The sequence below is a fragment of the Micromonospora sp. NPDC050397 genome (assembly GCF_044901685.1).
Taxonomy (GTDB): domain Bacteria; phylum Actinomycetota; class Actinomycetes; order Mycobacteriales; family Micromonosporaceae; genus Micromonospora_G.
Window position 1 is genome coordinate 932649 of the sequence record NZ_JBJDPS010000001.1, and the last position, 19376, is coordinate 952024.

Annotated in this window: 15 protein-coding genes; 8 read left to right on the forward strand and 7 right to left on the reverse strand. The window is 69.2% G+C overall.

Translation table 11 applies throughout. The features are described 5' to 3' along the window. Positions 1 to 652 precede the first annotated feature (652 nt). The 4 genes from ACI2K4_RS03615 to ACI2K4_RS03630 all read left to right on the forward strand — a co-directional run bounded on the left by ACI2K4_RS03615 (position 653) and on the right by ACI2K4_RS03630 (position 3190). Positions 653 to 1420: a DUF5753 domain-containing protein gene (locus tag ACI2K4_RS03615; protein WP_404508418.1), complete on the forward strand. Its 768-nt coding sequence runs from the start codon at positions 653 to 655 to the stop codon at positions 1418 to 1420. Then, on the forward strand, positions 1417 to 1599 hold the full coding sequence (locus ACI2K4_RS03620; RefSeq protein WP_404509170.1) for a DUF397 domain-containing protein: 183 nt from the start codon (positions 1417 to 1419) through the stop codon (positions 1597 to 1599). The genes ACI2K4_RS03615 and ACI2K4_RS03620 overlap by 4 nt, the downstream gene beginning before the upstream one ends. A 206-nt stretch (positions 1600 to 1805) precedes the next feature. Further along, positions 1806 to 2000, forward strand: a complete 195-nt coding sequence (locus tag ACI2K4_RS03625) for a DUF397 domain-containing protein (protein ID WP_404508419.1) — start codon at positions 1806 to 1808, stop codon at positions 1998 to 2000. A 278-nt stretch (positions 2001 to 2278) separates the two neighbouring features. Then, complete coding sequence (locus tag ACI2K4_RS03630; RefSeq protein ID WP_404508421.1) at positions 2279 to 3190, forward strand: 1-aminocyclopropane-1-carboxylate deaminase/D-cysteine desulfhydrase; 912 nt, start codon at positions 2279 to 2281, stop codon at positions 3188 to 3190. Positions 3191 to 3244: 54 nt separating this feature from the next. Here ACI2K4_RS03630 and ACI2K4_RS03635 read toward each other — a convergent pair whose 3' ends face one another. Then, positions 3245 to 5140: a S1 family peptidase gene (locus ACI2K4_RS03635; protein WP_404508422.1), complete on the reverse strand. Its 1896-nt coding sequence runs from the start codon at positions 5138 to 5140 to the stop codon at positions 3245 to 3247. Between the two features lie 200 nt (positions 5141 to 5340). Continuing rightward, positions 5341 to 5919 (reverse strand): hypothetical protein, encoded by a 579-nt coding sequence (locus tag ACI2K4_RS03640; protein WP_404508423.1) that lies wholly within the window; start codon positions 5917 to 5919, stop codon positions 5341 to 5343. A gap of 742 nt (positions 5920 to 6661) precedes the next feature. Between ACI2K4_RS03640 and ACI2K4_RS03645 the strand changes: the two genes are divergently transcribed. Together ACI2K4_RS03645 and ACI2K4_RS03650 are read left to right on the forward strand one after the other, a co-directional pair. Beyond that, entirely contained in the window at positions 6662 to 10324 is a 3663-nt protein-coding gene (locus tag ACI2K4_RS03645) for an ALF repeat-containing protein (RefSeq protein ID WP_404508425.1), read from the forward strand. A gap of 10 nt (positions 10325 to 10334) precedes the next feature. Further along, positions 10335 to 10925 (forward strand): hypothetical protein, encoded by a 591-nt coding sequence (locus tag ACI2K4_RS03650; RefSeq protein WP_404508427.1) that lies wholly within the window; start codon positions 10335 to 10337, stop codon positions 10923 to 10925. A gap of 102 nt (positions 10926 to 11027) precedes the next feature. Here the strand turns inward: ACI2K4_RS03650 and ACI2K4_RS03655 are convergent, their stop codons facing one another. The 3 genes from ACI2K4_RS03655 to ACI2K4_RS03665 all read right to left on the reverse strand — a co-directional run bounded on the left by ACI2K4_RS03655 (position 11028) and on the right by ACI2K4_RS03665 (position 14341). After that, positions 11028 to 12173 (reverse strand): LCP family protein, encoded by a 1146-nt coding sequence (locus ACI2K4_RS03655; RefSeq protein ID WP_404508428.1) that lies wholly within the window; start codon positions 12171 to 12173, stop codon positions 11028 to 11030. Between the two features lie 90 nt (positions 12174 to 12263). Then, complete coding sequence (locus ACI2K4_RS03660; protein WP_404508430.1) at positions 12264 to 13343, reverse strand: glycosyltransferase family 4 protein; 1080 nt, start codon at positions 13341 to 13343, stop codon at positions 12264 to 12266. Continuing rightward, positions 13340 to 14341, reverse strand: a complete 1002-nt coding sequence (locus ACI2K4_RS03665) for an NAD-dependent epimerase/dehydratase family protein (protein ID WP_404508431.1) — start codon at positions 14339 to 14341, stop codon at positions 13340 to 13342. Before ACI2K4_RS03665 ends, ACI2K4_RS03660 begins: the two co-directional genes overlap by 4 nt. 218 nt (positions 14342 to 14559) lie before the next feature. Between ACI2K4_RS03665 and ACI2K4_RS03670 the strand changes: the two genes are divergently transcribed. After that, complete coding sequence (locus ACI2K4_RS03670; RefSeq protein WP_404508432.1) at positions 14560 to 15531, forward strand: NAD-dependent epimerase/dehydratase family protein; 972 nt, start codon at positions 14560 to 14562, stop codon at positions 15529 to 15531. 39 nt (positions 15532 to 15570) lie between these two features. After that, positions 15571 to 16179 (forward strand): pentapeptide repeat-containing protein, encoded by a 609-nt coding sequence (locus tag ACI2K4_RS03675; protein WP_404508434.1) that lies wholly within the window; start codon positions 15571 to 15573, stop codon positions 16177 to 16179. A gap of 40 nt (positions 16180 to 16219) precedes the next feature. Here ACI2K4_RS03675 and ACI2K4_RS03680 read toward each other — a convergent pair whose 3' ends face one another. Beyond that, complete coding sequence (locus ACI2K4_RS03680) at positions 16220 to 17482, reverse strand: nucleotide sugar dehydrogenase (protein WP_404508436.1); 1263 nt, start codon at positions 17480 to 17482, stop codon at positions 16220 to 16222. A 163-nt stretch (positions 17483 to 17645) separates the two neighbouring features. After that, positions 17646 to 19193, reverse strand: a complete 1548-nt coding sequence (locus ACI2K4_RS03685; RefSeq protein ID WP_404508438.1) for a protein kinase — start codon at positions 19191 to 19193, stop codon at positions 17646 to 17648. Between the last annotated feature and the right edge of the window lie 183 nt (positions 19194 to 19376).

The window sequence follows — 19376 nt, forward strand, 5'->3', positions numbered from 1 at the left end:
ACACCCAAAGGCGCATGGGGGCGGGCGGTAGCCGGGGAGTGCGGCCGTGCGGATGACGCCGACCCACTCCGTCCCCGCGTCGCCGTCCGGCGCCAGCGCGACGCCGACCAGGGCAACCCAGTTGGTACGGCCGAGAGCGACGTGTACGGGGTAGTGCGTGACCCGCAGTGTCAGAGGGTCGGAGCCGTCCGACCACTCAAACGGCCCGTGGCCGTTCATGTAGGCGGTGGCGTCGACCGTGAAGACATCACCGACCTTGACCAAAGGTCTATCGGACATGGTGGCCCCCGTTCCGTGGGGTGCGGCGGGCGACGAGCGGCGGAAACCATCGCAGATTGCCCGCGCGCCTGTCGGCCCACGCTTGGCCTGTCGGAGGCGGCATCGCCTCGGGTGGGATCGGGAGCGCGGACCCGAGGATCCACGGCCACCCGGACCACCACCGACGGAACACGAACAACACGGCACCTCCTCGGTTGCGGGAGGGGGCGCTCCCACCCTTCCCCCTCGGGAGCGCCCCCGCTGACGCAGCCGCCGGGCTCGAACCTCCACCGGCCACGCCTCCTCGCAAACCACCTTGCCCCTCGTGGCCGGACATGCACACTCCGTTGATGTATGGTCGTCGGATATCACGGACGTCCATTGGGGAGGCAAGATGAACCATGCGCTTCTGGCGGCGATGGCTGAGGCAGGGGAGACTGCCGAATCTCTCGCAGCTCAGACAGGTGTAGATCCAAAGACGGCAGGTCGCTGGATTACGCCGGGACGGATCCCGCAGCCCCGACGGCGTGCCCAGGTCGCCCAGATATTGAACAAGGACGTCGGTGACCTATGGCCGGACGTCCTGAAACGCAAAGAGCCCGCCTGGTTCCGGCAGTGGGCAGACATTGAGCGCGAGGCGATATCCTTGCGGTGGTTCGAGCTGGCCTGGGTGCCGGGCCTGCTGCAGACGGAGGGGTACGCGAGGGCAACCCTCGCGGGCGAGACCCTGAGCGCGAGCACCATCGACCAGCTCGTCTCGGCCCGGATCGAGCGACAGGTAGTCCTCAACCGTGACCAGGCGCCCTTATTCATCGCAGTCGTTGACGAGCTGGTTCTTCGTCGTGCACCGCACGGTGACCGCGCGCTGATGCGGGAACAGTGCGGCCGTCTGGCCGAGTGCGCCACGCTCCCATCGGTGTCGGTGCACGTGGTGCCCCTGTCTGTCGGCATGTATCCAGGCCACGGCGGGCCGTTCATCCTCGCCGAGCTACCGGACGGTGGGCGAACCGCACATGTCGATAGCCAGGCAGAGGCACAGGTTCTTAACCAGCCGGACCACGTTGCTACGCTTGAGCGACGGTGGGAACGCATCCGTGGGGAAGCCCTCTCGCGGTCGCAATCCCTAGATCTGATCAGGGAAGCGGCGACATCATGGACGTGACGGGCGCGCGGTGGCGCAAGAGCACGAGAAGTGGCAACAACGGCGGGGCGTGCGTGGAAGTGGCCGACAACCTCGCGGGCGTCGTGCTCGTTCGCGACACGAAAAACCGCGACGGCGGCACGCTGACCATCGCCACCGAGGCATGGCGAACCTTCGTCGGCTTCGCGAAGCAGTCCTAGTAGACCTCGTCCGCCCCCGTGCCGCCCGGTACGGGGGCGTTGCTGTACCCAGATCCCGGGCAGCGACGCTGTGCGCCGCCCCGCAAGGCGTCCGGCCGCGTTCGGTCCGAAGTTGAGGTGGTGGCTCCTCTCGTAATCGTCTGGGACTCTGTGCGTGGGTAAGCACTCTCGCGTGATTCGTCGACCGGGTTCATGAAGGGCAGGCCATGACGCAAGTAGACAACACCCCCAAATGGCACAAGAGCAGCCGCAGTAACGGCGCGGGAGGGCAGTGCGTCGAGGTCGCCGACAATCTGGCTGGTCGCGTACTCGTGCGCGACACCAAGGACCGCGACGGCGGCACCCTCAGCTTCGGCCCGGACGCGTGGCTTGCCTTCGTTGGCCTGGCGAAGCAGCACTGACCGCACCCCGACGCCCGACGTCGTTCCGACGCCCCCGTGCCCACCGGCACGGGGGCGTCGCCGTGGGTGCCCTACCCGGAGTATCGGCCGGGCCAAATCCTGGTCCTGCTCGACGGCACGGGTCGGCGACCGGGGTGAGGCCGACCGGGTGACGTGTTAGGAAGGGCCCCCAGTACCACCAAAAGCGATAACAAGGGGCCCTTCCTTACACCTGGATCTGCCGTGCCGTGATGCCCTGGAGCGCAGGTTGCACGGACGCGCTCCGTTACGGTGAGTGGGTGGGCGGGCAGGGGGAATCGGTGGCGCACCGCGCGTGGTGGCAGGGCGAGATCCGGGTACGGCTGCCGTCGCCGTTGACCGAGTTGGTGGACGAACGACTCGCCGGTCACGGCGTACGGCTCCTGCTCAAGCGTGACGATCTGATCCACCCGGAGTTGCCCGGTAACAAGTGGCGGAAGCTGACGTACAACCTGGAGGCGGCGCGGGCACGGGGCTTTCGCACGCTGGTGACGTTCGGCGGGGCGTACTCGAACCACGTTCGGGCGGTGGCGGCAGCCGGTGCGTGCTTCGGGTTCGACACGGTTGGGGTGATCCGGGGTGAGGAGCACCTGCCACTGAATCCCTCGTTGACGTACGCGATGGAGCGGGGGATGCGGCTGACGTACCTGGATCGGGGTCGCTACCGCGACAAGACCGCGCCGGAACTGCTGGCCTGGCTCCGGGAGGAGTTCGGCGAGCACTACCTGATTCCGGAGGGCGGCAGCAACGCCCTGGCCGTACGCGGCTGCGCCGAGATCCCGGCCGAGATCACCGAGCCGTTCGACGTGATCTGCGTGCCGGTCGGCACCGGCGGCACACTCGCCGGGATCGCCGCCGGTCTGTCGCCGGGCCGGGAGGCGATCGGCTTTTCGGTGCTGAAGGGCGGGCAGTTCCTGGCGGCCGAGGTCGAGCGGCTGCAACAGGCCGTGGGTCGGGTGACCGGCAACTGGCGGGTCGAGTACGACTTCCACTTCGGTGGCTACGCGAAGGGCAACGCCGAGCTGGACTCCTTCGCGGCCGACTTCACCGCCCGACACCGGCTCACCCTGGACCGGATCTACCCCGCGAAGATGATGTACGGCATCTTCGCCCTGGTCGCGGCGGGCCGGTTCGTTCCGGGTACCACGATCGTCGCGGTGCTGACCGGCTGAGGGGCCACGGACGGTCCCGGGCGCTCACGTGGTTGCGTGAGCGCCCGGGGTCGTTCAGGCGACCGGAATGCGGTTCAGCGCGGCCGTACCGATGACGGTGAAGGTCTCACCGGCCTGGAGCGTCACCGCGGTACGGGTGCCACCGCTCAGTCGCCACATCTGCGGCGAGTTGGCCGACCGGACGAGGGTGCCGTCACGGGGCCCGACCAGGGTGCTGAGGTAACGGGTCGGGACGGCGGTGACTCGATTGTTCGCGTACCCGGCCTCGCTCAGCTCGGCCACCGAGGCGAACGAGAACGAACCGCCCCCGGCCAGAACGTGGACCGAGCCGTCGTCTGCGCGGATCAGCGTGCCGTCGCGGGGCACGTCCGGCACGCCGCCGAGGTGACGGGTCGGCATCACGGTACGGGACTTGCCGCCGTAACCAGCCTGGTTGATTTCCTCGGTGGAGTTGAACCAGATCTTCGCGCCACCCGCGAACACGTAGACCGAGTTGTTCGGGTCCCGGACGAGTGTTCCGTCCGCCGGGACGGTCGACATGCCGTTGAGGTGCCGGGTCGGGATGACGGTCAGCGGCGCGTCCGCGTACCCGTTCGCGACGATCTCGTCCCAACTAGCGAAGTAGATCTTCGCGCCGCCGACGACGACATAGACGTTGCCCTGCGGGTCGCTCACCAGCGTGCCGTCGCGGGGAATGCTGGTGACGTCCTGGACGTAGCGGGTGGGCAGGTTCGTCAACGGCTTGCCACTGTGGCCGGTCTCGACGATCTCGGCCGGGGAGCCGAACCAGATCTTCGCCCCACCGACGAACAGGTAGATGCTACCTCCCGGGTTACTGAACACGGTGCCGTCGCGCGGCGTGCTGGCCAGCCCGTCGACGTAGTGGGCGGGCAGGGGGATGATCGGTTTTCCGCCGTGGCCGGTCTCGGTGATCTCCGATGGGGAGCCGAACCAGATCTTCGCTCCGCCGGCCGTGAGGTAGACCGACCCCTGCCGGTCGACGATGACGGTGCCGTCGCGGGGGGTCCTCGGCAACAGCCCGAACACACCGGCGGGCGCGTCGGTCCAGTTCGTGCCGTAGCCCATCGCCTGGAGTTCCTCCATGCTGACGAACCAGGCCGCCGACCCACCGGCGATGACCGCGATCGCCCCGGGCGCCTCGCGATAGAGCTGGCCGTCGTGGAACGGCATCTCGATCACGTTGCTCCGGATCCAGTCGGCCAGGTCGTCGACCCGCGCCTCGACCGCGCCCTTACGGGTCTCGGTCTCGACCAGGCAGCCGTTCTGCCACGACGTGCTGTTGACCGCCACCAGCTCCGCGACGCCGTTTCGCTCGCGGAATGCCGGTCCACCGGCATCACCCTTGCAGATGCTGGCGTTTGCGGGCTCGCGGCCGTCGATCTCGACCGTGGCGCCGTCGAACGACGATTTTGAGGTGAACGTCGCCGTCTGCAACTGGTTCGGCACCCACTCGGTGGCGGTGCGGCCGTAGCCGGCCACCCGGAGCACCTGCCCGTGACGCGGCGCGTAGGTCTCGAACCTGATCGGATCGACGTCGTTGACGGCAGTCGTCAACCGGGCGAGGACCACGTCCCGGTCCGGATGCGGCACCAGCCGTTGCACCGACACCGTCTGACCGGGCGAGGTGGCCAGGTTGGTCTTGCCGACGGTTGCCGTCGTCGCCTGTGGCGGCGGGCCTGCCACCACTGCCGACCCACCGAAGCAAGACTTCGCGGTGATCACCCACTGTGGCGCGACCAGCGCGCCCGAACAGCCACGGCTGGACGGACCGTGCGGGTCGCCGACCAACAGCTTGACCACGAACCGGTACGTGTTGTCAGGTGCGGGAGTGCCCACCACGGCCTGCGCCGGTGCCGCCGTGAGGGTCGCGGCTGTCAGTGCCAGGACCAGCGGCGGACCTATCCGCCAGACCGAACGATTGTGTCGCAAGAAGACCATCCCCATGTTTCGTACCAGCCAGATTACGTACGGACTGCTGATCGATCTCGTGTGGAATGCACGCCGGACCTCCCGGCGGACGATGCGACGCCGAGCGTGGAAACGACAGTGCCGGCGAACAGCGAGCGCCGGATCGCGCGAGTACACGAACCCGCAGGGCGCGGGCGATTCGCCACCGCCCAGCGGTGTGGTCAGGACTGGTAGGGGAACCGAAGCTCCAAGATCGTCGCCTCACCACGGCTCTGGCTCTCGCCGACCGGCTGCCACTCCCCGGGATCGACCCGCTCCACGTCGATGACGGTCGGCTCGTCCTTGGTCTCTACCTTGGCCGAGATGGTGCGGCCGTTCTCGCCCCGTACGAAGTAGGCCTGGGCGATCTCCAACTCGAGGTAGCCGCTCGACCCGGTTGCCTTGAAGCAGTAGTTCGGGTTCCCGGGCACGTTCAGGTTGTAGCTCTGGACCAGGATGAGGTCGGGTGGAGGGTTGTTGGGATCAGCACCACAATCGGCGAGCATGATGTGTCCGTCCCCTCGGTGAAGCTTGATGCCGCGCTCAGCCAACACCTGGGCGGCTCCGGGGTACGAATAGTCCTCCACCGTGGACGGCATTGCGTCGTCCGCTGTGGCCGCGACGCCGCTCGCTTCGGCACTCACCGCGTCGCCAAACTTGGCAACAACGCCCGCGGCCAGCATCACCGCGAACGTCGCGCCGCCTGCCACCATAACTGCCAGATTCCGAAAATTCGCGCCCACCAATGTTCTCGCCTTCATGAATTGTGTGTCGGATCGACGGGCTTGCTGGGCACGAGTCCACCCAGGATGCTGCCAAGAGGAATTTCCCACAGACCTCCGGACGATGGCGGCCCCGCGACCAGTTTGCTGGTCACGGGGAGTGGTGGCGACCGTCGCACAATCCGATCCCCCGTACGACGAACATCTGCCTCGAGATCGCCGGGCGATCAAGGGCATCGAGAGGATAAAGATCATCGAAGCCCGCTGTCAAGGCCGAATCACGTACGGTGATGGTCGTCTGGGGTATAGGCGGACAAAGGGCACGGGAGCATCGCTGGGTGCGACCGACCAAGACGACGGGTGCTCGCCGGGGGCCATCACCTGACCCGAACCGCCATAACCATCCCCGGGCATCGTCACTACTGCGCGGGGTCTCTCCGTGAGCGTCCCGCGTCCTTCGATGCCGCTTCCTAAGTCAGTGTTCATGACGAATTTGACGCGGCCACACCTTCACAGAGTGAGGCACGACCCACTCGTCTCGGTTTTCATCTACCGGATCCGGTGCGACTTGCGTAGTCTGCCGTCTGTCGATTTCATGTCCACGATGGAGCGGCCGACACCCTCCGTGGATTTCCGGATCTGCCATCTACTCGACGGGCCCCGGAGAGCACGCAAGCGTCGGCGTGCCACTCGTGGACGACAGCAGCCGAATACGGGGAGACTCATGCCGAGATCGAGAAAGCGCCGCTCCGGGTACGCGTATCGCACCACCCGACTCGCCGTGGCGGTGATCGTCGCCACGGCGATGTCCGCCGGTCTACTCGCGGTGCCGCCGGCGGCGGTAGCCGACACCGTGGTCGTGGACCAAGCTCTCATCGCCGACTACCGGCACGATGTGCTGACGCTGATGCGCCTCGGCGGCACCAGCGTCGCCCGGGAGGCCGAGGTCGCCCTGGTCGGCCCCGATGAGGACGTCGTCGAGTTCCTGGAGACGGGGTACGCCGAAGCACAGCGGCGCGACGACCTCGTGCGGATCGAGGAGTACGCGGGGCTGGGCGGCCCGGCGATGAAGCAGGCGGCGACGGCGGCCATGACCGCCTCGGAGGAGGACCAGGTCGTCTTTCTCGACCGGGGTTGGCAGACCGCCTGGGCACTCGACGAGCGGGTGCGGGTCGGCCAGGTCATCGCGGTCGGCGGCGCCCGGACCAAGGCCGCCGGTCAGGCGGCGCTGAGTGGTACGGAGGACGACATCACCGCGTTCCTGTCGAAGGGACGCTACGAAGCTCAGGCTTTGGACGACCGGATCGCGGTCGGGCAGCTTATTACCACCGGCGGTCCGGCGCTCAGGGCCGCAGCCCAGACGGCACTGAGCGGTAGCAAAGCGGACATCCGCGAGTTTCTGCTGCATGGCCAGCACGTGGCGCGGGCCCGGGATGCGGAGATGTTGACCGTCTCGCAGTTGGCCAGCGCCGCAGCGGAATCTGGTGCGTTGGCAGCCCAGGAGACGCTTCTGGCGGAGGAAGCCTCGGACCGGGCGGTACAGTCGGCCGCCCTCGCCAAGGCCGCAGCGCAGCGTGCGGCGGCCGAGGCAGCGGCAGCCGGAAGCGAGGCGGGCAAGGCGGCGTCGGCGGCGAGCCGGGCGGCAAAGGCCGCCACCCGCGCGGCGGACGCGGCCCAGCAGGCGATTGGTGCGGCGAACGCGGCGAGCTCGGCCGCGCGGGTCGCCTCGGGCGCCGCTGCCCGGGCGGCACAGGCGGCGGCGCTGGCGGGTAGCGCGGCGGCGCGGGCGAACACGGCCGCGTCGGCAGCGGCGGGTGACGCGACAAAGGCCCAGCAGGCGCGGGACTCGGCCCGGGTCGCCCGGGACGCGGCGGTGCAGGCACGCAAGGCCGGCGACGCGGCCGAGGCATCCCAGCGTGCGTCCTCGGCAGCGAACGCTTCGGTGCTGGCGGCGGCGAGCGCGGCGGCGAACTCCGCCGCAGCGGCCGACGCGGCGGACCAGGCGGCCGGGGCGGCTGGGGTGTCCGAGGCCGAGGCGGCCAAGGCCCGCAGGGCGGCGGCGCAGGCCCGGCGGAAGGCTCAGGAGGCGCAGCGCGCGGCGAACGCCTCGGCCCAGCAGGCTCGGTTGGCTTCGGATGCGGCTGGGCAGGCGGCTGTCGCCGCTCGCCGGGCGGCAACCCACGCGGACAACGCGGCGGCGGCGGCCGACGAGGCTGCGGCGCATGCGGGCGATGCCGCGTACGCGGCGCAAAAGGCCAGCCTGCACGCGACCAACGCGATAGCGGCGGCGGACGCGGCGGCGGCGGCCACCGAGCAGGCCACTCAGGTGGAGGCCGCCGCGCGGATCGTCGACGAGCAGCGGCTCGCGGCGCAGACCGCCGAGGCCGTGCTGATCGCGGAAGCCGAGCGCGCGGAGGAGCAGGAGCGCCTTACCCAGGCCGCCTGGGACGAGGCGGAGCAGGACCAGCGGGACGCCGAGACCCGGCAGTGGCTGACCGAGGCGACCGCGCCCGGCGCCGCACCAGAATTGGTGGTACGAAACGGACGACTCATCGCGGCGCGGCTGGTACAGACCGGCGGCTCGTGGACGCGGTTGGCTGCCGAGGACGCGCTCGTCGGTACCGAGGCAGCGGTCGAAGCGTTCGTACGGTCCGGCATCGGACTCGCGGCGGCGCAGGACAACCGGGCAATTGTCGGTCACCTGGCGGACACCGCCCCGAAGCCGGCGTTCAAGACGGCGGCCGAGGCAGCCCTCGCCGGGTCGGACGCCGAGGTGGAGCAGTTCCTGGCCACCCGGGAGTACGTGGGCAAGGAACAGGACGACCGGATCCTGATCGGACAGTTGTTGTCGGCCGGCGGGCCGGCGATGCGACAGAGCGCGCAGACGGCGCTGAACGGTACGCCCGCGCAGCGGGAGCAGTTCCTCCGCGAGGGGCGGTACGCCGCAACCGAAGCGGACGATCGAATCGCGGTCGGACAGGCCATCACGGCCGGTGGCCCGGAGGTCAAGGCCGCCGGTACCGTCGCGCTGGCCGGCACGAGGGCGGCGCTGCGGCACTTCCTGCAAGTGGGGATGCACGCCGCCCGCCAGCGCGACGAAGAGACGACGGCGCACGTCACGAAGGTCAAGGCGCTGATTGCCGACGCGGCACGTGTCACGGCCACGGCGCGCGCAGACGCGGCCCGCGCGGCCGAGGCGGCGGCACGTGCTCGCAACGCGGCGGCCGAGGCCGCCGCATACGCCCTGCAGGCGGAAGCCTCGGCCTTACAGGCCGACGGGTACGCGCAGCAGGCGAGCCAGTCGGCGGCAGCGGCAGCCCAGTCGGCGCAGGCGGCGGCGGCCTCCGCCGCGCAGGCGAAGGCGGCTGCGGCGTCCGCGAAGGCGTCGGCGCAATCCGCGAGCCAGGCCGCCGCGAACGCCACCGTTTCGGCCGCGCGGGCACAGAACTACGCGGCGCAGGCAGCCGCGTCGGCCGCAGCCGCGAAGGCGTCGGCAGAGGAGGCAGGCAAGAGCGCGGCGGAGGCTCAGCAACTGGCCACCGAAGCGTTGCAGGCCGCGATCGCCCGGCAGCGGGAGGAGGCCGAAGCGCGTCGCGCCGCCGGCCAGCCCGATCCGGGCAGTACCAAGTGCGACCTGCGGCTGTACCTTTCCGGCCTGTGCCACGACCCGTTGCTGGACGCACTCAACCGTGACCAGAACTGGTGCACCATCCAGTTCGGCTCCCGAGAGGTCTGCGAGGGAGTGGTCGCGTACTACGACCAGAAGAATGACGCGGAGGGCAAGCTCGTCCTGCAAGTCGTGCTCGCGGTCTGCGGCTTCATCCCGGTTGTCGGCGAGCCCTGCGACGCCATGGACGCGTTCATCGCCTACTTGCAGGGTGACACCGAGGGGGCGATCACCTCGCTGCTGGCCATGGCGCCGGTCGCTGGCTGGTTGGCGGGTGGCAAGCGCGGCACCGACCTGCTGCGCGAGCTGTACCAGTTTGGCTCGAAAGCCTGCAAGAAAACCGGTAGCCGGGGTTTGGTCAAACTGGCCCCGCAGGCGTGCAAGGTTACCAAGAACGCGATGGAACCGCCGGAGCCCGAGCAGGCGCAGGAGATTGGCGACCACCTCGGAGCAAACGAGTTCGTCGGGCAGTTGCAGAAGGACACGCCGGGCATCGATGGTTTCATGGATGGCGTACCGACGAGTTTGAAGGGAACGATCAGCAGGAGCCCGAGCGCGGTCCTGCATCACCTGTCCAAGGCCGAAGATCAGCTACGGAACGCCAATTACACTAACGCGATCGTTTACATTCAGGCACCCAATGTGGATTACGATCGGCTGCTGGACTATTCCCAGACGAAGATCGCCCTGATCACCACTCAGGGGATCGTGAAGGATTTCTACGTCAAGACGAGCGGCGATAAGTGGATTCACTGCGCTGCCGGCAGATGCGCTTAGGGGCCGCGTGATGGCTATTGAATGGTCCACCCGGGCAAACCGGTCCTTCAGCCTGGCGGAGGCGGCCCAACGCACGGAAGTACTCGTCGCGGAGTTGCTGGGGCGGCCGGCGGGCCGCCTATCGGTCCAGGTCCAGGAGGCCGACCGGGAGCGGCTCGCGGACAGCCGCCCCAGCCCTATCGCAACCGAGGAGCTGACCAGGCGTCGCGATCCCTTCGGGGAGCCGGAGCCACGCAGCACGCACGTCCGTCTGACGGTGCCCGAGCTGCCGGCGCTGGCCTTCGTGCTGATCGGGAGGTACATGCCCCGGATAGAGGACGACCCGCACACGGGCATGGTTCTGACGGTGTCGAGCGCGCGGACCAACGAGTCCTATGTGCTCAGCATCGCCGCGATAAGCGCGTTCGCCGGCTTGACTGGCAGTGAGGTGATGGACGAGTCAGGTTATCTGAAAGGTGAGTGGCTTACCCCGCCGGGTAGGCTCATCGAACGGCTCCGGGTCGTCGAGCCCGCGCCCTCGCTCGCGGCGGCGGTCGATGCTGTGTTGGCCAAAACGAGCCTTCGGCGAGACCACGAGCCGCTGACCGTCGAGCAACTCTGAGCAGACACATCTTTACGTAGCTCTCTGGCAGGTAACTGAGGGTCGGGGGAAATTTCCTCCGACCCTCAGCCTCATCAATGACGTTTGATGGATGTTGCGCGATTACCGGGGCGTGTCGTGCAACAGATCGTCTGGGTGCTCCGCCACGTACCCGGCGATGCTGCCCGTGTCGAAGGCGTGCCAAAGCCGAAAGCCGCGCTCCGACCCGATCGCTTCGTTCCCGATCGACGGCGGGGCGGTGAGGAACCAAATTTTTCGGGCTTCCACCAGGGCCGCCGATCGGGCAAGGTCGCGCAACTCTTCGCCGCTGAACCGGTCGTCCACGGAGACCGCCCGGGTGACTGCGGCGAGCAGCCGGTAGTTCTCCAGGGCGTCGACGTCGAACCGGGTGGTAGCGGCCCTGGTCAACAGCGCCCGCAACAGGTTCTGCTGGCGCTCGACCCGGTCGACCGTTCCCTCTGGCAGTTCGTCCGGCTGTCGCAGGTAGGCCCGCGCTCGGTCGGCGTCAAGCTGGTTGGCACCGGCCCGGAAGTGGGTTCCGTTCCGGCCGGTCACGTCGGCCGCGACGCTGACGTCGACACCGCCGAGTACGTCCACAGCCGCCGCGAGTTCCGCGAAGTCGATCACCATGAAGTGGTCGATCCGAACCGAGGAGAGCTGTTCGACCGTACGGATCAGCAGCGGTGGCCCGCCGAGAGCGTGCGCGGCGCCGACGGTGACCACTCCGTGTCCGGGCACGTCCACCTCGGTCCGGTCCGGGATCGACACCACCGAGACGGAGTTCTGGTCGGGGGCGAAGCGCATCATCATCACTGCGCCGCGTGGCGCCTCTGTCCTGCTGGGTGGCTCTGTGACTGCCGTCCCAACCGGGTCGCCGACTTGTTCCGCGCCCGACTGCCCGGTCTGGTCCGGCTGGGAGCGGTTGGTCGACGGTGAGTCGACGGGACCGGCAGCCCGGTGCAGGTCCGCGCCGATGGCGAGGATGGTCCGACCGTTCGAGGTCGTCGTGGCGCCGACCGGTCGGGTGAGAGCCTCCACCGGGGCGAAGACCTCGCCGACCCGGTGGACCCGGCTGGTCAGGTCCGAGCTGGTGAAATAGCCGGTCGCGAGCACCCCGACCGTGGCGGCCGAGATCAGGATGACGCTGGCCAACCCGAGGCGACGTAGCCGTCGGGTCCAGCGGTTCGTGCGGGTCTCCGGCGTCGACGGGTCCGAAGGATCTTCGGACCGCGCGTTGCTTCCCGTCATGATGTTGTCGATTTCTCCGTCGGTTCGGGCATGGAAGAGGTCAGCTTCGGGCGTGGGAGGGGTCGGCTCGGGTGTGGAAGAGAGAGCCGGTCAGCCCCGGACGGTGTCCCCGGCGTGAGCCGGCGCGGGCGCGGGCGTCCGTTGCGCGTGCCGGGCCGACCGTCCGTATCCGGACGGCACCTGCATCAGCGCCACGATCAGGAGCACCACGGCGCCGATCGTCCCGAGCAGCGCGGTGCTGCCGGGCACGACACCCGCCGACACCAGCACCGCGACCAGGCCGGCGGTGGAGCTGACGAGGAAGAGGGTGCCGAGCAGTGCGTGTGGGCCGACCCCGGTCCGCAGCAGCCGGTGCGCGACGTGGTCGGTGCCGCCCTGCAACCACGAGCGTCCGGCCAGTTGCCGGGAGGTCAGGACCAGCCCGGTGTCGACCGCCGCCACAAAGATGATCAGCAGCAGGATCGAGGACCGGTCCACCGGTGCCCGTCCGGGCGCGACCATCGCCGCGCCGGTGGCGATGAGGAAGCCGATGAACAGGGAACCGCTGTCGCCCATGAAGATCCGGGCGGGCGCGGCGTTGTGCAGCAGGAATCCGGTGCAGGCGGCGGCGAGGCAGAGCAGCAGTACGGCGAGGTCCGGCGCCCCGGCGACGACGGCGAAGACCGACAGTGGCACCGCCGTCGCGCAGGCGACCGTGGCCAGTGCTCCGTCGGTGTTGTCCAGCAGGTTGAACGAGTTGGTGACGACGATGATCCAGCCGACGGTGAGGACCAGGTCCACCTGCTCCTGTGCGACGAGGTGCAACCGTACGCCGCCGATCGCCACGGTGGTGGCCAGCAGCGCCTCCACCGCCATCCGGGTGCTGGGTCGCAGCGTACGGGCGTCGTCGACCAGGCCGAGCAGGGCGATGGCGAGGGCGGCGCCGAGGATCAGCCAGATCCGGGAGCCGGTGAGGTCGACCGCGAAGGCGGTCGGGACCAGGGTCGCGACGACGATGGCGGCACCGCCGAGGTACGGCGTGACCTTGCGGTGCGCCTTGTGTGGTGCGGGTCGGTCGGTGAGGCCGTAGTGGAGCGCGACCCGGCGCGCCGGCTCCACGAGTACGGCGATGAGCAGCAGTGCCGCGACGGCCGCGAGCACCGTTCCGGTGGCCGGCAGTGGGACGTTCACGCCGGGAGCATCTGGGTACGGGCAGCCTCTTCCGCTCGCGCCTCGGCGACGGTCTCGCGCAGGATGTCGTCGAGGGTGCGGGTCGGCGACCAGCCGATCATGCGGTTGAGTTTGCTGATGTCCGGGACGCGGCGGAGCATGTCCTCGAAGCCGTTGCCGTACGCGGTCTCGTAGGGGACCAGGCGCACGTCGGAGGTGCTCTGGGTGGCCTTCACGATCCGCCAGGCCAGGTCGAGGATGCTGATCTCGGCGGGGGAGCCGACGTTGACCGTCTCGCCGATCGCCGCCTCGCAGTCGAGCAGGCCGATCAGGGCGGCGACCACGTCGGTGACGTGTGCGAAGCAGCGGGTCTGTGCGCCGTCGCCGTACACGGTCAGGGGTTGGGAGCGGACCGCCTGGCGGACGAGCCGGGGGATGACCATGCCGTACGCGGGGCTCTGCCGGGGTCCGACCACGTTGAACAGCCGGACGACCATGCTCGGCAGGGACCGCTCCCGGTGGTACGCGTTGGCGAGGATCTCGTCGACCGCCTTGGCCGTGCTGTACGCCCAGCGGACCACCGCCGGGCTGCCCAGGATCCGGTCGGCGTCCTCGCTGAGCGGGCCGCGTGAGTTCTTGCCGTACACCTCCGAGGTGCTGGCAATGAGGATCTTGCGACGGTAGCGGTGCGCCGCCTCGATGACGATTTCCGAACCGCGAATATTCGTGGTGAGCGATTTCAGTGGTTGTTCCACGATCAGTTTGACCCCGACCGCGGCGGCCAGGTGGACCACCGTGTCACAGCGGTGCACCAGCTCGTCGACAACCAGTTCGTCGAGCACCGATCCTTGGACGAAGTGCAGGTCAGGGTGGGTTGACGCCTGATCCAGGTTGGCGATCCGTCCGGTGGAGAGGTTGTCGAGTACGACCACCCTGTCGCCTCGGGCGAGCAGTGCGTCCACCAGGTGTGAGCCGATGAAGCCGGCCCCGCCGGTGACCAGAATCGTGCCGCTTGGCATGAAACGTCCCCTCTGTATCGCTCGCCGCCGTGCCGCGAGTCTCGTTGGTATTCGGCCCCGTTGAGCACGATAGGGCATATACCATCGCTAGGACGACGAATACTGATTTCGCCTGACATGATCGTTTCAGGGCACCCGGAGCTTCATGGGGACGGATAAGCGTGATGTCCGCCTGTCGTCCAGGTTGTCTAACTGTCTGACGCAGAGAGGGATATCGGGTGAGAGTCCTCGTTACCGGAGGTGCCGGCTTTATCGGTGCCAATACCTGTCGAGAATTGGTTGATAGGCCAGAAATCGGACAGGTGATCGCGCTGGACGATCTCAGTACCGGCTTCGCGGCCAATCTGGACGATCTTCCGGTCCGACTCGTCACCGGATCGATCCTGGACCGCGCCCTGCTCGACGAACTGGTCGGCGAGGTGGACGCGGTCATCCACCTGGCCGCACGCCCGTCGGTGCCCCGGTCCCTGGTCGACCCGGTGGCCAGCCACGAGGCCAACGCCACCGGCACCCTCTACCTGCTGGAGGCGTGCCGTCGGGCCGGGACCTACCTGGTGGCGGCCTCCTCGTCCTCGGTCTACGGATCCGTTCCGCACCTGCCCAAACACGAGGACCTGGCGACCCGCCCGATGAGCCCGTACGCGGCCAGCAAACTCGCCGCCGAGGCCCAGGTGCTGGCGTACCACTCGGCGTTCGGCGTACCCACGCTGGCGCTGCGGTTCTTCAACGTCTACGGCCCGATGCAGTCGGTCGGGCACGCGTACGCGGCCGTCATCCCGGCGTTCGTCGACGCCGCGTTGCGCGGCGAGCCGTTGACCGTGCACGGCGACGGGGCACAGAGTCGCGACTTCACCTACGTCGGCACCGTCGCCCAGGTGCTGGCGGACGCGGTCGTACGCCGGGTCACCTCGACGGTGCCGGTGAACCTCGCCTACGGCAACCGGGTGTCGCTGCTGACCCTGATCGGCAAGCTCGCCTCGCTGGTGGGCCGCCCGGTGGAGGTCGAGCACGCGTCGGCGCGGATCGGCGACGTACGCGAGTCGCAGGCCGACTCGACCCGGCTGACCGCCCTGTTCCCCGAGGTGCGCCCGGTGCCGCTGGACGACGGGCTGGCCCAGACCGTCCGTTGGTACGCCGACCTTGTCCAGCGCGCCGACGACCCGCGACCGGAGCCCGTCGCCGCCGGGTAAGTCACGGGGTGTGTCGTACCACCGGGTTAGGCTGCCCCGGTGTCGGAGATCATCGAGGGTGAGACGTTCCGCAACGAGGACTGGTACGGCGAGGAGTTCGCCGACCGCGTCTACCGGGGATGCACGTTTCTACAGGTCGACCTGACCGAGTCCACCACCCGGGGCACGGTTTTCGAGGGCTGCACCTTTGGCAACGTGAAGTTCAACGCCTCCCGACACACCGACGCGGCCTTCACCCGGTGCACCTTCACCCGGTGCAATTTCTTCGAGGCCGAGTTCACCGGTTGCAAGCTCGTCGGCAGCACGTTCGCCGAGTCGGCGTTGCGTCCGCTGCGGGTCTCCGGCGGGGACTGGTCGTTTGTCACGCTGCCCGGTGTCGACCTGCGCGGGGTCACCTTCGACGGCGTACGGATGCGCGAGGTCGACCTCACCGGGGCCAACTGCGCCGAGGCGACGATCGTCGACGTCGACCTCTCCGGCGCCCAACTGCGCGGGGCCAGTCTCGTCCGGGCCGACCTGCGCGGCAGTGACCTCAGCGCGCTCGACCCGGGCGCGGTCCAGTTGGCCGGAGCCATGATCGACCCGGCCCAGGCGATGGTGGTCGCGCAGACGCTGGGCCTGGTGATCCAGGAGACGGTCCGGCGGTGACGCCGGCGCGAAGCGTCGCCGGCAGCCGGGTCCGCCGTGGTCAGAGGCGTTCGACCGTACGGCCGGAGCAACGGTTGCGGCTGTCGAAGACGTACTTCGCCGACCGGCCGATCATCTCGTAGTCCAGTCCGTCGTGATCGGTCACGACCAGCACCGCGTCGGCCGCGTCGACCTCCGCCTCGGTCAGCTCCACCACGGTCACCCCGGCCGGGATGTGGTGTGGCTCGGCGTACGGCTCCACCGCGCGGATCTCCGCGCCGAGTGCCCGCAGCCGGGCGGCGACCTCCACCGCTGGCGAGTCCCGCATGTCGGCCGTGTTCTTCTTGTACGCGAGCCCGACCATCAGCAGCCGGGAGCCGTTGAGCGTCCGGCCCTGCTTGTTCAGCCCGACCATCAGCCGCTGCACCACGTGCTGTGGCATCTCGTGGTTGATGTCGTTGGCCAACTCGACGAACCGGAACTGCCGACCCAGCGTCCGCTTGACCTGCCAGGACAGGTAGCAGGGATCGATCGGCAGGCAGTGTCCGCCGACCCCGGGTCCGGGCTTGAACGGCATGAAACCGAAGGGTTTTGTCGACGCGGCGTCGATCGCCTGCCACACGTCGACGCCCAGTTCGCTGGCGCACATCGTCAGCTCGTTGATCAGGGCGATGTTGACCTGCCGGAAGGTGTTCTCGATCAACTTGGTCAGCTCGGCGACCCTGGTCGAGTCGACCGCCACCGTCTGCTCCACGATCCGCCGGTAGAAGCCGTCGACCCGGGCCAACGCGTCCCGGTCCACCCCGGAGACCACCTTCGGGGTGTTCTCCAGGCGCCAGGTGGCGTTGCCGGGGTCGATCCGCTCCGGGCTGTAGCCGAGGTGGAAGTCGCCCGGACTCTGTAGCCCCGTGGCCTCCTCCAGCAGCGGACGCAGCAACTCCTCGGTGGTGCCGGGATAGGTGGTCGATTCCAGGATGACCGTGCAACCAGGACGCACGTACGGGGCGATGGCCGTACCGGCGTGCTCGACGTAACTCAGGTCGGGTGCGCCGTCGCGCAGCGGGGTCGGCACGCTGATCACGCAGACGTCGAAGTCCTTGGCGTCGCCGTAGTCGCTGGTCGGACGGTACCGGCCGGTGGCGAGGGCGGCGGTGAGCCGGGCGGTGGAGATGTCCTCGATGAAGGAATCGCCGGAACCCAACCGCTTGATCCGGCTGTCGTCCAGGTCGAGGCCGACAACGTCGAGGCCGGCCTCGACCGCGCGGATCGCCAACGGCAAACCGACATAACCCTGACCGATGACGACCAGCTTCTCAACGCTCATGTGGGGCTCCTAGGGCATGTAACCAGGTAACCCGCACTTTAAAGCGACTTATGGCCTCACAAGCGTGAAACCGGATTAATAGCGCTCAAGCGCTGGAACAGGCGCCAGCCCGTGACCTGCCCGGCCGGGCGGCTCGGGCTCAGGCTGGACCGGCACCTCAGGCTCAGGCTGGACCGGCACCGCCGGCTCGGGCGCCGTCGGACGGATCCGGCCGGGCGACCGGGGCCACCGAGGTGCCGGGCTCCTCGGGAGCATCCGGCGTGGCGGGCGGCGGCTCGCTCGCCGGGGGCGGGGAGTCGTCGTCCGAGGTCGGGCTCGGGGTGGATGCGGCGGTGGTGGGCGCCGTGCTGGGCGCGCCGCTTGTCGCCCCGCCCGACCGACCGGGTGAGCCGGTGACAACAGGCGCCGAGGGCGTGCCGGGCGCGGAACCACCGGAGGGCCGGTCCGACGGCCCGCCGTCGTCGTCGGGCTTCTCCTGCCGGTCCGCGCCCGGACCGGCGGCGGGAGTGCCGGACGGGGCCGGCGGGGCGGGTGCCTTCCCACCCGGTTCGCCGTCGAGCAGGCCGAATCCGAGTACGCCCGCCAGCGCCCCGACAACCAGCAGTGACACGCCCCCGGCCAGCGCGTACGCGCGCACCCGCGAGGGTGGCGGCGTCCCTGCCGCCCCGGAGGGGAAATGGTCGGCCGGCACGACCGGCAGGTCTGGCAACGTACCCGGTCCGACCCGGTCGCGTCCCGACCCGGCGGCCCCGGCGGCCAGCCCGGCCAGCGCGGCGCCGGCTCTGGCTTCGCCCGCGGTGCCGGTCGGGGAGGTGAGGGGTGGTGGAGCGGCGCCCCGGAGTGTGCCACCGGTTGTGGCGGTGCCGGTGGCGGCGGTGCTGGTGGCGGCGAGGGCGGCGTCCGCCTCGGTGGCGAGCGCGGCGGCACTCGGGTGGCGGTCACCCGGTGCCTTTGCCAACGCTTTGTTGATCAGTGCGGCGACCGGCGCGGGCAGATCCTCCGGGGGGACCGGCGGCTCGTCGTGCAAATGTTTGATCGCCACTTCGAGCGGCGTCTTCCCGGAGTAGGGTGGCTCGCCGGCCAGGCAGTGGTAGGCCACCGCGCCGAGGGCGTAGATGTCGGTCGCGGCCGACACCGGTCGTCCGGCCGCCTGTTCCGGTGCCATGTACAGGGCGGTGCCCGGTACGGCGTTGGTGCTGGTGATCCGGGCCATGTGCGAGGAGCGGGCCACCCCGAAGTCGACCAGGACCACGGTGCCGTCCGGCTGGATCAGCAGGTTGCCGGGCTTCACGTCCCGGTGCACGATCCCGGCGTGGTGTGCGGCGTCCAGGGCGCGTGCCGCCTGCGCCACCACGGAGAGGGTCTGCTCGACCCCGAGTCGGCCGGAGTCCTCCAGCCGCTGGGAGAGCGGTTCACCGGCGACGTACTCCATCACCAGGTAGTCGGCCCGGCCGCCCTCGGGCAGCGGGTGCTCGCCGCAGTCGTACACCGCGACGATGCCCGGGTGGTGCAGGGCGGCCATCATCTGGGCCTCGGCCCGGAAGCGGGTGATGAAGTCGGACTCGGTCACCAGACCCGGCAGCAGCACCTTCACCGCGACCTGGCGTCCGAGCAGCAGGTCGGTCCCGCGCCACACGTCGCCCATCCCGCCGGTGGCGAGGCGCGCGTCGAGTCGGTAGCGGTCGCTGAGGAGGACACCGGGAGCCAGCACGTGTGACTCCCTACCCAACCCCGCCTCCGTCCATACGTCCGCGAGGGGGTTGTGTCCGGTTCGCCGCAGACCAACACCCGTCATCGAGAGTCACATTTTGCGTACGAACAGTGAAATAGTTTCGTAATGAAGGGTCGAATTTGTCTGGTAGACACGAAGACGTGGCGCTTTCGACAAGCCGTA